Annotated in this window: 13 protein-coding genes; 6 read left to right on the top strand and 7 right to left on the bottom strand. The window is 65.3% G+C overall.

Features of this window, described 5'->3' with window-relative positions; genetic code table 11:
- Positions 1-615 precede the first annotated feature (615 nt).
- A complete protein-coding gene (locus JQ586_RS07330) occupies positions 616-1,650 on the top strand; it encodes a MerR family transcriptional regulator (RefSeq protein ID WP_212393832.1) in 1,035 nt (344 codons plus the stop codon).
- Between the two features lie 106 nt (positions 1,651-1,756).
- Entirely contained in the window at positions 1,757-2,830 is a 1,074-nt protein-coding gene (locus JQ586_RS07325) for a LysR family transcriptional regulator (protein WP_249147379.1), read from the top strand.
- A 26-nt stretch (positions 2,831-2,856) separates the two neighbouring features.
- Here JQ586_RS07325 and JQ586_RS07320 read toward each other — a convergent pair whose 3' ends face one another.
- Both JQ586_RS07320 and JQ586_RS07315 read right to left on the bottom strand, forming a co-directional pair.
- The gene (locus JQ586_RS07320; protein ID WP_212393831.1) at positions 2,857-3,069 is read right to left on the bottom strand and encodes a hypothetical protein; all 213 of its coding nucleotides are present in this window, start codon (positions 3,067-3,069) and stop codon (positions 2,857-2,859) included.
- Complete coding sequence (locus JQ586_RS07315; RefSeq protein WP_212393830.1) at positions 3,062-3,250, bottom strand: hypothetical protein; 189 nt, start codon at positions 3,248-3,250, stop codon at positions 3,062-3,064. The genes JQ586_RS07320 and JQ586_RS07315 overlap by 8 nt, the downstream gene beginning before the upstream one ends.
- 85 nt (positions 3,251-3,335) lie before the next feature.
- Here JQ586_RS07315 and JQ586_RS07310 point away from each other — a divergent pair, with 85 nt between their 5' ends.
- Positions 3,336-3,914 carry a GNAT family N-acetyltransferase gene (locus JQ586_RS07310; RefSeq protein WP_312016942.1) on the top strand — a complete coding sequence of 193 codons (579 nt, stop codon included), beginning with the start codon at positions 3,336-3,338 and terminating at the stop codon, positions 3,912-3,914.
- Positions 3,915-3,994: 80 nt separating this feature from the next.
- On the opposite strand, the gene JQ586_RS07305 is transcribed toward JQ586_RS07310, so the two are convergent.
- On the bottom strand, positions 3,995-4,420 hold the full coding sequence (locus JQ586_RS07305; protein ID WP_212393829.1) for a GFA family protein: 426 nt from the start codon (positions 4,418-4,420) through the stop codon (positions 3,995-3,997).
- 286 nt (positions 4,421-4,706) lie between these two features.
- Here JQ586_RS07305 and JQ586_RS07300 point away from each other — a divergent pair, with 286 nt between their 5' ends.
- Entirely contained in the window at positions 4,707-5,855 is a 1,149-nt protein-coding gene (locus JQ586_RS07300) for an ABC transporter substrate-binding protein (RefSeq protein WP_212393828.1), read from the top strand.
- Between the two features lie 15 nt (positions 5,856-5,870).
- Here JQ586_RS07300 and JQ586_RS07295 read toward each other — a convergent pair whose 3' ends face one another.
- From JQ586_RS07295 to JQ586_RS07285, 3 genes are read right to left on the bottom strand one after another with little or no spacing between them, the layout of a single operon-like run.
- Positions 5,871-6,116 carry a hypothetical protein gene (locus JQ586_RS07295; protein WP_212393827.1) on the bottom strand — a complete coding sequence of 82 codons (246 nt, stop codon included), beginning with the start codon at positions 6,114-6,116 and terminating at the stop codon, positions 5,871-5,873.
- 37 nt (positions 6,117-6,153) lie between these two features.
- On the bottom strand, positions 6,154-7,269 hold the full coding sequence (locus JQ586_RS07290; protein WP_249147378.1) for a M48 family metallopeptidase: 1,116 nt from the start codon (positions 7,267-7,269) through the stop codon (positions 6,154-6,156).
- Positions 7,270-7,272: 3 nt separating this feature from the next.
- A complete protein-coding gene (locus tag JQ586_RS07285) occupies positions 7,273-8,427 on the bottom strand; it encodes a DUF898 family protein (protein ID WP_212393860.1) in 1,155 nt (384 codons plus the stop codon).
- A 453-nt stretch (positions 8,428-8,880) separates the two neighbouring features.
- Between JQ586_RS07285 and JQ586_RS07280 the strand changes: the two genes are divergently transcribed.
- Complete coding sequence (locus JQ586_RS07280) at positions 8,881-10,152, top strand: cytochrome P450 (RefSeq protein WP_212393826.1); 1,272 nt, start codon at positions 8,881-8,883, stop codon at positions 10,150-10,152.
- Positions 10,153-10,182: 30 nt separating this feature from the next.
- A complete protein-coding gene (locus JQ586_RS07275; protein WP_212393825.1) occupies positions 10,183-11,457 on the top strand; it encodes a cytochrome P450 in 1,275 nt (424 codons plus the stop codon).
- Between the two features lie 68 nt (positions 11,458-11,525).
- On the opposite strand, the gene JQ586_RS07270 is transcribed toward JQ586_RS07275, so the two are convergent.
- Entirely contained in the window at positions 11,526-12,545 is a 1,020-nt protein-coding gene (locus JQ586_RS07270) for an AraC family transcriptional regulator (protein WP_212393824.1), read from the bottom strand.
- Positions 12,546-12,576: the final 31 nt, after the last annotated feature.

The raw sequence follows: 12,576 nt of genomic DNA, 5'->3' as shown, positions 1-12,576 counted from the left end.
AGAGGGCGCAGGGAAAGCCGGGTGCCGATCGCACCCATGGGCCCCGTGCAGTGTAGAAAGCACGGGGGTAGGACCACAGGTGTAACCGGAGCAACCCGGCTTTCCCTGCGCGATGGGTTACGGCTTATACGTGTTCTCCCCGGCGAGACTGGGCTTTTTTGTCACCGTCTCGCGAAGATGCTTTCGCATCTCGCGGGAGACACCTGCCACCAGGGCGTCAGGCCTGCACGATTTCGCCGTCCGCCTCATGCGCTCTCGTCAGTCACGCATGCAACGTCCACCGCATCCCACCACCACGTTCGTGACGATCGCGAGCGCCCCTCGAGCGAGTGAGACGGAAAATCTATACACTGATTTGGCCTACTGATAAACCGAAATATTTCTGCAATGGGGGCTTGCGCCGTCGGGCAAATCAGTGCTTGGGGCGCGAGGGGGCGCACAGTGGGATTGGGAGGGTGCCCCCTGGCGGGACCCCCGCATTGAGCCACGTGCTCACCTCGCCATCAGCCCATGCGGGCGAGCCCTGCGTCCGCTTGGGGACGAACTCCCTCCCCGCTTGACCTGGCCCCTGCGGCCGCCCCCATAGAGAGAGCGGTGGGAACGCGAGGTGATTCGATGACTGCTGCCGCACGATATTTGTCGCCGTCCGAAGCTGCGCGCCGGCTCGGCATTTCAGCAAAAGCGCTGCGCCTCTACGAGGAACGTGGCCTGGTCACGCCGGCCCGGACGCCGGCAGGATGGCGCGCCTATGGCGTGGCGGAGATGGCAAGATGCACGGAGATCGTCGCCCTGCGCATGCTCGGCCTCAGCATCGGTGAGGTGGCGCGGATCCTGCGCGGCGACGCCGCCATTCTGGCGCGCGTGCTGGCTGCGCACGAGGCCGCGCTCGAGGAACGCATCCGACAATCCGGCGACAGCATCGCCAGAGTGCGCCGCCTGCGCGCCGACCTTGGCAGCGGCAAGCTGCCGGCGACGCGCGAGGTGATCGGCGCGGTGAGCGAGCGGCCTTCCGTCGGCGTGGCGTTCGATCTACCCTGGCCGTGGGGCGGCGAGCGCTTCGAGCTGCGCGAGATCAGGCTTCTGAACTACATCGTCGGACCTCTCGGCAGCGGCAAGACGCGGCTGGCACAACGGCTCGCGGAGCAACTCCCCGATGCCGCCTTCGTCGGCCTCGATCGCGCGACGGATGGCGGCGCGGCGGTTTGTGCGCAGCTCGAGGCCGATCCGGCGCTGAAGGCGCGGGTCGACGACAGCCTCGCCACACTGATTGCCGGCGGAGCCGCGGAATCGCCCGCCCTCATCGTTCTGCTGGCAACGCTGCACGCAGACGGCCCCGCGATCCTCGTGATCGACATGCTGGAACAGGGGCTTGATGGCGCCACCCAGGAGGCGCTGATCGCGCAGCTGCGCTGCCGCGGGCCGCGGGCGCGGCCGCTGTTCTTCCTGACGCGCTCCAGCGCGATCCTGGATCTCGATGCGGTCGGCAGCGACGAGGCTGTGATCCTCTGCCCCGCCAATCACAGCGTCCCGACATCAGTGACGCCCGTTCCTGGTGCCCCCGGCTACGAAGCCGTCGCGACCTGCCTCGCCCCGCCCGAGGTCCGCGCCCGCACCGAGGGCATGGTGGCGTCGCTCGCACGGCGAAGTTAGGTTGAACCGGTCTCGCGGCAGACTGGCGGCACCGCCACCGCAAGCGGGAGAGGGAGCGCACCTCCTTCGCGGCGGCAACTCGGCTCAGTAGCGACAACTCCAGGTTTTGGTCGCGGCAGGCTGTGACCTCAACGCACGGTTCCGGTCGGAAATTCCGACGGAAGTGTGCTATAAGCCGTTCCCGATGCACGAGCTTCCCCGTACCCAGGCCCTGCGCTGCTTCATCACGGTCGCCCGCGAAGGAACCGTGTCGCGCGCCGCAACCGTGCTGGGGTTGACCCAGCCGGCGGTCAGCCTGCAACTGAAGGCCCTGGAAGAGAACACCGGGCTGCAACTGTTCAACCGCACCCCCAGCGGCTTCACGCTCACCGAAGCCGGGGCTGCGCTGCTGCCGCTGGCGCACAAGGCGGTGGCCGCCGCCACCGATTTCAAGGCGACGGCGGACGCGATGAAGGAGGCCGAGCGCGGCACGCTGCGCGTCGGCACCATACTGGATCCCGAATTCACCCGGCTCGGACCGTTCGTGCGCAATCTCGCCACCTCGGCGCAGCGAACCGAAGTGTTTTTGCGCCATGGCGTGAGCGACGACGTGCTGGCGCAGATCGGCCGGGGCGAGCTCGACGTCGGCTATTATGTCGACGCGACGCCGCCCGCCTCGCTGATCCATCAAAGCTTCGCCGAGCGCACGATCGACGACGGCCGCTACCAGCTCGCGCCCCTGCTCTGCTACGACTACCGGGTGATCGCGCCGATCGACTGGAGCGACCGGGTGATGGGCAAGGGCTGGGCGGAGCTCGCCCACCTGCCCTGGCTCGCGACCCCGGCACATTCGGGGCACCGGCGACTTCTCGACGACATCTTCCGTCCGCTCGGGCCGTTGCCGAAGCGCGTCGCCTTCACCGACCAGGAAGAGGCGATGATCGACTTCGTCGAGTCAGGCGTCTGCCTCAGCCTCGCGCGCGACGTCGTGCTCGCGCCGCGGCTGGCGCGCCCGCACAATTTCGTGGTCGCCGACCGGGTGAAAATCACCTGCGATCTCAGCTTCGCCTGTCTTGCTGCTCGCCGTCAGGAGAGCGCGATCGCCAATGCGTTCGCCGCCGTGCGGACGGTGTGGAACATCAAGCCGCTCGTCGCCGGCGCCGGGCCGGCGCGGACGGGAAAGGTGGCGAAGCACGTGTAGAGCCCGATGCCGCAATGCTGAGGTTGCTAGGCTGCCTCTACCAGCGGCCTCGTCATGTCCTCCATCTCGGGCACCAGCGATGGACCATCACGATCCAGCTGAGCGAGTTGGTCCATGAGTTGTCGCAGCCTTGGCGGCAGATCGTCGTACTCGCCCCGCAGTACATAGCGCAGCCTCTCGCCAATCTCCTCGCAGATGGCTCGCGCGTGCTCGGGTGCGATCGGATGATGCTCAGTCATGGGCGTACAGGACTTGGGCGGCAAACAGGACTTGGGCGAACAGGACTTGGGCGAACAGGACTTGGGCGAACAGGACTCGGGCGTGGACGATTTGTGACGACCGGGAGCCGTGCATTTCCGCAACGGCAGATCCTGCATACGCACAGGCGATCAAGGCCGGAATCCGAACGGTCTTGAACACGGCCGGTCTCCCTCTTCTTGTCCTTCAATAGCAGGAGGTCATTGCCGGGCGATTAGGAAAACTGGTTCTCACGGCCTTTAGAGGAATGGTAAACATCGGGTTCAGAGCACAAGGCGGCTTTGCCGGACGCCTGTTGCGTCGGGCGTTGCTGCAGTGCCAAAGTTGCCGAATGCAAATACGAGATGCCCTGCCGGAGGACGCCCCCGCTGCCTGCATCGTTTTGAAGCGGTCGATAGCGGAGCTTTGCGAAGCCGACCATCGAAACGACCCTTCCATCCTGGCACGATGGTTGGGCAACAAGACCCACGCAAATTTCCGCGCCTGGATCGAGCAACCTGACAATTCGGTGCTCGTGGCTGTCGAGAATCACGACATCCTGGCGGTCGGATCAGTGACCGACGCGGGGACGATCGGCCTCAACTACGTATCGCCCGATGCACGGTTTCGAGGGATCAGCCGCGCCCTGCTGCGGGCGCTGGAACTGCGAGCCGCCGAACGAGGCAATCACCGGTGCAACCTGACCAGCACCGAGACCGCTCGCCGGTTCTACCTGTCCAACGGCTACACTGAAACCGGCGCGCCGGCAGGCGGGTTCGGAACGAGTTCGGGTTATCCGATGACAAGAGCTCTGTCCGGGCGTTCGTCGGCCGACAGCGATGGCTGAAACGCTTCGAGCGAAGTGGACACCGGTTGGCGTGGAAGAAAGCGCGTCAGAACGAGAATCCTGAGCTTCGGAAAAATGCTCTAGTCGGCCGGGATGAAGCGCAGCGTGCCTGCTCGACGCGTCGGCCTGCCGGTGTCGTTGGTGTGATTGACACCATCCATCACAGGCACCTCGGGGAAATCGAACGGGCTTGCCCCGTCGAGGCAAGCAACGTTCACGGCATACAGAGTCTGGTCGGATCGCCGTTGGTGATGTGTGTATATGCCGCAGCGAGAGCAGAAGAAGTGCTGCGCTGATCCGGTATGAAAGCGGTAGCTTGTCAACGCATCTTCGCCCTGCAGGACCTTGATCCCGCCCATTTCCGCCATGACCACGACGGCGCCCCGCATTCGGCAGTAGGAGCACGTGCAGCGGCGGATCGAATTGAAGCCGTCGCTGAGCGTCACCTCGAAGCGCACCGTGCCGCAATGGCACTGGCCGGTCCGAACGTTCATGTCATCCACCATGTTGCCGGTATCTCCCGTTCAGCTCACTTCGACGCAGAGAGATGCCGTCAACATGTGTCGTAGCCTCGGTGGCTGGAGCGCAATCACGGCAGTCTATCACAAGACCGGACGCCGCAATCGGTATGGCCCGGGTTGCCCCGGGCCGGGCTGCACGAGCCGCTGTGCTGCGGCCACACACTGTCCCCAATCAGGGGGACAGACGCGCGCCTCGAAATCGATTATGCGAAGGGGGCCATACCGGCTATTTTCGGCTGCACAAGAAGATCAATTCGGGGGAGGATTTGCGATGAAGCTGGCGTTGGCCGGACTTTGGATCGTTGCGGGCGTGCTGCTGGTGGCTTCGCCTGCGGCGGCCGACATCAAGGTCGGGATCGTGGTATCGGCGTCCGGACCGGGCTCGGCGCTGGGGCAGCCCCAGATGCGGACGATCGCGGCGCTGCCGAAGGAAATCGCCGGCGAGAAGATCGTCTATATCCCGCTCGACGACGAGTCGGATCCGACCAAGGGGACGCAGAATGCCCGGCGCCTCGTGATCCAGGACGGCGTCGACATCCTGATCGGTTCCTCGCTGACGCCGGTGACCATGCCGATGCTCGACGTCGCCTTCGAATCGAAGACGCCGATCATCTCGCTCGCGGCGGCGACCGCGATCGTGCGGCCGATCGACGAGCGCCGCCGCTGGGCGTTCAAGGTGGTGCCCAACGACGATCTGATGGCGGCGGCGATCCTGAAGTACATCGCCAAATCCGGCGTCAAGACGCTCGGCTATATCGGGGTGTCGGACGGCTACGGCGAGGGCTACTACAAGGAGGTCTCGCGGCTGGCACCGACCCTGGGCCTGACGGTGACGACGCACGAGGTCTATGCGCGCGCCGACACCAGCGCCACCGGCCAGGCGCTCAAGGTGCTTGGCACCAACCCGGACGCGGTGTTCATCGCCTCCGCCGGCACGCCGGCCGTGCTGCCGCAGGAGGCGCTGCGCGAACGCGGCTATGCCGGCAAGATCTTCCAGACCCACGGTGTCGCGTCCGAGGAATTCATCAAGCTCGGCGGCGCCAACGTCGAGGGCGCCATTTTCACCGGCGAGGCCTTCACCATCGCCGATGACCTGCCGGCGAACGATCCGTTCCGGCAGGCGCGCGACGAGTTCGTCGCGGCCTATGAGAAGGTCAACGGCTCGAGGCCGAACATCTTCGGCGCGCATCTCTGGGATGCGATCGCGCTGTTCAAGCGGGCGGTGCCTGACGCGTTGAAGGTCGCGAAACCCGGCACCGGCGAATTCCGCGCCGCGCTGCGTGACGAGTTGGAGCGCGGCAAGGACGTCTACCTGAACAACGGTCTCTCGACGATGAGCGCGACCGACCACAATGGCTATGACGAGCGCTCGGCCTTCCTGATCAAGGTGGAGAAAGGCAAGTTCCGCCTGGTGAAGTAGCGCCTTGCAAGAAGGCTAATCACCGCCCCAGCGCCAGCGCGGCGGCTCGCCTTTCCACCAGCACACGCCGGTGAGGAGAATGCACACGCCTATCACATAGGCGATGAAGCCGAGCGGAGAGTGCCGCGGGATCACCGCGGCGCCGACGCCAACGAGCACCAGGAAGCCGGCGAACACCACCCAGCCTTGCCAGGTGAGCGGCAGCCCCCAGCCCCAGCCGTAGCGCTTGGCGGGAAACCAGTATCTGGTGTCTTGCTGCATGGCATTTCTCCGATGAGTGCCTCGGACAACGAGTGCCTCAGACCTTCCCTGCCCCGCAGATTTCCTTCAGCGCCTGCCATTCCACCGGCGACAGCAGCGGCGTGCCGGTAAGCGTGCTGCCGACGTCGGCCTTGCCCATGCGCGCAAGCCGGTCCTCGGTCAGCGGATGGCTGGCGACCAGCGTGAGCCCCTTGCCGCCCTCCTTGCCGGTGATGCGGAATATCAATTCGCCCATCGGCTTCGCCGGCCGGCCGAGCCGGTGCATGGTCTCGATCGCGAAGCTGTCGGCATTGGTCTCGGCATCGCGCGAATAGGATGAGGTCACCAGCGTGCGCGAGGCGAAGATCAGTGCGCCGGAACCGGTGATGTCGCCGAACAACAGCCCGATCAGGAACGATGTGCCGCCGTTGTGGATCAATTCGCGCATGCTGTCGCGATGCCTGACATGGCCGAGCTCATGCGCCAGGACGCCGGCGATCTCGTCGGGATTCTCGGCCTTCGCCAGCAGCCCGTCGAACAGATAGACCTTGCCACCCGGCAGCGCAAAGGCATTGGGAACCGCGGTGGCGAGCACTGCCGACTGCACCGACGCATCGAGACCGGCGGATTGCCTGAGCGCCCCCACCAGTTTCTCGAATGCGGCCTGGCCGGCCGCATTGTCGCAGCGCCTGGCGTCGAAGATCACCTTGACCTGCGCCTCGGCGACGTCGCCGACCCGCCGCTCGAAGGCATCGGGCACCAGCGGCGTCAGCCGCTCGGCGGCGAGCGGCACGCCGAACAGCACCACCAGCACGATCGACACCGCGGCCGCCAGCGACCAGCCGATGATGGTGGCGACGCCGCGGCGGTTCGGCAGGTTCTCGTCGAGCCGGCCGCAGCGCGCGACCAGATCGGACGCAAGCCGTGCGTCGCGGATCTCGAGCCGCGCCAGCGATGGTGCGGCGAGGCAGCTCACGCGCAGGACGCCGGTCGGACTGTCGGCGCGACGGATGTCGGCATAGGCCCAGCGCGCCAGCACTTGCCCGTCCTGGCTGATCTCGAGCGCGTCCGACAGACCCAGCGCGACGACGCGACGCTTGTTCGACGCGCCGTCGAAATAGACACCGTCAGCAGCCGGCGGCATCGGATCATGGCCGGTGAAACCGTTCTCCATGGCTCAGAAGCCCGCGACGTCGAGGCCGTCGGCAAAGCCTTCGCCGAGCGCATTGGCGAGCTCGCCACGCGCGGTGACGTTGGCGGCGGCCTGGATGTTGTGCACGATGGTCGACGACAGCACCCGGACCCAGAGGTCGCGCATCAGGTAGACCCGCATCACGACGTTCAGTGCCAGCGCGAACACCAGATAGCCGATGCCGGCCAGCACCAGGAGCGGAATGCTCCTGGCGAAGGCCTCGGTCTTGAACAAGGTTGCGAGCGAGCTGCCGTCCATGCTCGCGACCAGAAAAGTGCAGAGCAGGAGATAGGCTGCGAACGCGACGCCGAGAAGCATGATCCAGCCGATAACCTTCCAGTACAGCCCGATCAGCGCGCTGCGCCGCATGGTGGACTCCAGCCTGACCTCGCCGAAGCGGATACCCGACAGCCACCAGCGCCATTCGATCGCCTTGTAGGCGCCATAGACGAACGGCGCGAATATCATGAGATACAGCGCGAACGGCGCCAGCAGCCACAACCACCAGCCGCGCTTGAAGAATTCCCACCCGGTACCCTCGAAGCGGCCCTGCAGATCGCCATAATAGGAGTGCCGCATCTTGTAGCGTTCGAGCGCCGCCTCGCGCCAGGGCAACGCAAGGCCGAGCGTGAGCCCAACCGCGATCGCCCACAGCGAGGCCTGCAACGCGTAGAGCCAGCCCGAGCCGCTCATCCAGAACCGCACCCCGCGCCACACCGTGCGTGTCAGCCGATAGCGCCGCGCGCGATAGATCGCGAACTGCCCGAACACATAGAAGAAGGCGACCAGCGGCAGCGAGGCGAAGGCCTTGGCCTGCTCCGCCTCGAGACCGGCCAGGAAATAGGCCAGATAGACCGGCACCAGGATCGCGAGCGCGACCAGGAAGCCGATCAGGAGCTCCTTGCCGCGGCCGGTATATTCGGCGGCGTCGCCGTCGACCAGCGTGTTCGACCACAAATGGCGGCGCATGTCGGTGGCGAGCCAGAACCGGTAGAAGCCGGCGGTGATCAGCTCGAGCCCGGCGCCGCGCACGATCAGGCGGAAGAACTCCTTCCGGCTCCCGGAGAACGAGACCGGCATCGGCGGCGGAACGGGCGCGGGCGGCGGCGGTAGTGGCGGCCCCGGCGGGGTCCAGCTCATGTCATTCACGGATCAACTCCGAAGGCGGCAATCCCTGCGTATCAAGACCACGGATTGGTCGCCGCGAGTGTGATCCAGGTTTCACACGGGGTCGAGCGCGCCACACGATTCCGGCGTTGCGGCGAAAGCTTTGCATTAACGGGGCGTTGCCGGGATTGCGACACTGTCGAACCCGGGCCCCCCGCCGACTGACGGATGCGCGCATCGAAGCGAATTGGAACGCTGTTTCAAACAGACTCCGCCCTCGCCTCCGGCCCGTTGCTGCCGCAACCGGTCCGGAATTGGCCGTTTTGGACCGGTAGGATTCGGCCAAAAGCGCGCGAAGGGGTCTTGCGAAAATCGCGGAATGAGAATGTAATTCGGTAAAACATCCGCGCCGGCGATGCCCCCGGCCAGGGAACCATTCAAGCAACCATTCAAGAAACCATTCAAGGGACCAACGAGGAGCCGCTCATGCACGGGACCGCCGATCTCGTCAACGACACGAATCTGGACGCCGCGCGCGAGCGCGCCAACGCGCTTCCGCTCGCCGACTATGATCCCGGCGACCCCGAATTGTTCAAGACCGATTCGTTCTGGCCGTATTTCGACCGGCTGCGCCGCGACGACCCGGTGCACTACTGCAAGGACTCGATATTCGGGCCGTACTGGTCGGTGACCCGGTACAACGACATCATGGACATCGACACCAATCACTCGGTGTTCTCGTCCGCCGCCTCGCTCGGCGGCATCACGATCCGCGACGTGCCGCCGGACCTGCGTCGCGAGAGCTTCATCGCGATGGACCAGCCGCGCCATTCGGCGCAGCGCAAGACCGTGGCGCCGATGTTCACGCCGGCCAGTCTCGACGAGCTCGCCATCAACATCCGCAAGCGCTCGACCGAATGCCTCGACAATCTGCCGCGCGGCGAGGTGTTCGACTTTGTCGACAAGGTCTCGATCGAACTGACCACGCAGATGCTCGCGGTGCTGTTCGATTTCCCCTGGGAGGACCGCCGCAAGCTGACCCGCTGGTCCGACGTCGCGACCACCCTGCCCGGCGCCGGCGGGCTTGTCGCCACCGAGGATGAGCGGCAGGCCGAGTTGATGGAATGTGCCGGCTATTTCGCGCGCCTGTGGAAGGAGCGCAGCAACCAGCCGCCGAAGACCGACCTGCTCTCGATGATGGCGCACAGCGACGCCACGCGGAACATGGATCCGAAGAACTTCCTCGGCAATCTGATCCTGCTGATCGTCGGCGGCAACGACACCACGCGCAACACGATGTCGGGCAGCATCTACGCGCTCAACAAGCATCCCGACCAGTATCGCAAGCTGAAGGCCAACCCGGCGCTGATCGACAGTTTCGTGCCGGAGGTGATCCGTTGGCAGACCCCGCTCGCCCATATGCGGCGTACCGCATTGCAGGACTTCGAGTTCCGCGGCCGCCAGATCAAGAAGGGCGACAAGGTCGTGATGTGGTACGTCTCCGGCAACCGCGACGAGACCGCAATCGAGCGGCCCTACGAGTTCGACATCGAACGCGCGCGGCCGCGCACCCACATCTCGTTCGGCTTCGGCATCCATCGCTGCGTCGGCATGCGGCTCGCAGAGCTGCAGCTCAAGATCATCTGGGAGGAGATTCTCAAGCGCTTCGACACGATCGAGGTGGTCGAGGAGCCGCAGCTTGTGTATTCGAGCTTCATCAAGGGCTACGAGACGCTGCCGGTGCGCATCGCCGCCTGACGCATCGCGAGCCAAGCAGGATCAAGTGCCATGAACGTCCAGACCCAGATCCGCGCCGACAGGGCCGAGCTGCTGCGCCAGGCGCGCGAGGAAGCCTATTCAACGCCGCTGAAGGACTTCCATCCCGGCGCGCCCAGACTGTTCCAGAACGACACGCTGTGGCCGTTCTTCGAACGGCTGCGCAAGGAAGAGCCGGTGCATTACTGCACCAACGCGCCGATCGAGCCCTATTGGTCGGTCGTGAAGTACAACGACATCATGCATGTCGACACCAGCCACGGCATCTTCTCCTCGGATTCCACGCTCGGCGGCATCTCGATCCGCGACGTGCCGCCCGGCTACGACTACCCGAGCTTCATCGCGATGGACCAGCCGAAGCACGCCCATCAGCGCAAGACCGTCTCGCCGATGTTCACCCCGACCCATCTGGACGAGCTGGCAAAGCTGATCCGCCAGCGCTCGCAGAGCGTGCTCGACAATCTGCCACGCAACGAGACCTTCAATTTCGTCGAGCGGGTGTCGATCGAATTGACCACCCAGATGCTGGCGACGCTGTTCGACTTCCCCTGGGAGGAGCGGCGCAAGCTGACGCGCTGGTCCGACGTCTCGACCGCGCTGCCGAAGAGCGGCGTCGTGGAGACGCCGGAGCAGCGGCGGCAGGAAATGGACGAGTGCTACGCCTATTTCTCGAAGCTGTGGAACGAGCGCGTCAACGCGCCGCCGCAGAACGATCTGCTGTCGATGATGGCGCACAGCGACGCGACGCGGCACATGGACCCCGACAACCTGATGGGCAACATCATCCTGCTCATCGTCGGCGGCAACGACACCACGCGCAACACCATGAGCGGCTCGGTGCTGGCGCTGCACGAGCATCCCGACCAGTTCAGGAAGCTGAAGGAGAACCCCGGTCTGATCGACACCATGGTGCCGGAAGTGATCCGCTGGCAGACACCGCTCGCGCACATGCGGCGCACCGCGCTCGTCGATACCGAGCTCGGCGGCAAGAAGATCCGCAAGGGCGACCGTGTCGTGATGTGGTACGTCTCCGGCAACCGTGACGACGAGGTGATCGAGCGGCCCGACGAGTTCATCATCGACCGCGCCCGGCCGCGTATCCATCTGTCGTTCGGCTTCGGCATCCACCGCTGCGTCGGCATGCGGCTCGCCGAGCTGCAGCTCAAGATCGTCTGGCAGGAGATGCTGAAGCGGTTCGACCGGATCGAGGTGGTCGGCGAGCCGAAGCGGGTCTATTCCAGCTTCGTGCGCGGGATCGAGAACCTGCCGGTGCGGATTCCGGGATAAAAGGCTAGCATCGCCATCGATGGCAATTGCGCCAGTCTGCCAACGGCGAAAGGTCCGCGGCAGCGGGTTCAACGCGTTATTCGATCCATCGCCCGTCGCCGGGGATTGCTGCGCCATTCCGTAATGCTGCAGTCGAACCGGTCCCGGAACCAGCGTGCTAGCGCGCTCTGCGCGGAGAAGCCGAGTAGTTCGGCGACAGCGCTGAGCGAACGATCCTTTTCCTCGATGAGGCGAACCACCAGTTCGGCCCGCTGGTCATCGACAATCCCGGAAAAGCTCTTGCCGCTGTCGGCGAGCCTGCGTTGCACGGTGCGAGCGTCGCAGCCCAGATGCTGGGCGACGCGCTCCACCGAGCAGTGCCCCTTCGGCAGCAATGTCGCGATCAATTCCCGCACCTTGCCGTCGAATGTCGGCGAGCGCGCGGCAACCGTCTCGATATACCTCTGCGCATATCTCGCGATCGATGGGTCTGCTGCAGCCATCGGGCGATCCATGTCGATGTCGGCACAGATGATCCCGTCGAACTCCGCTCCGAACGACACGTTGCACTTGAAGAAGCGCCGGTATGTCTGGCGATTGCGCGGCACCGGATAGGTGAAGTGCACGTCCAGTGGCCGCCACTCCGGTCCCAGGAAGGCGCTCAGAATGCGATAGGTGACCCCTACCGCCAGCTCTACCGCCTGCCGTGCCGGCACGGGACGACCAAGCAGCAGCTCGGGTATGATCGCCACGCTGTCGCCGTGCCGCTCGATGCGCTGACGCAGCGACTCGTTGTGAATGTGCATGTACTGGCCGATCGCCTCCATCGCCGCTCCGACGGTCGGCTGGTCGCGCGCGATGAGTGCGACCGGCCCGAGATTGGAAAACCCGCCACGCTCGGCCAGCCGAAGCCCGAAATCGTCGATTTCTGCGGCCGTCGCGGATGCCTCGAGCAGGCGGCGCACGCCGCCGCCCGGGATCCGGATGTCGGGATCGGTCAGGCAAGGCGGCAGGCCCACGCTTTTCAACATCCTCGCCGGATCAAGCCCGACGCTGCGCGCGGTCTCCGCATAATGGGTCAGGCAGGCGGCGCGGATCAGGTCGACCATCGCAAAATCCTCCCTGTCGCGAAGTGTAAAG

The sequence above is a fragment of the Bradyrhizobium jicamae genome (assembly GCF_018130215.1).
GTDB classification, from domain to species: domain Bacteria; phylum Pseudomonadota; class Alphaproteobacteria; order Rhizobiales; family Xanthobacteraceae; genus Bradyrhizobium; species Bradyrhizobium jicamae_A.
The sequence above is the reverse complement of the archived record's forward strand: the minus strand, read 5'-3'. Positions and strand labels throughout refer to the sequence as shown.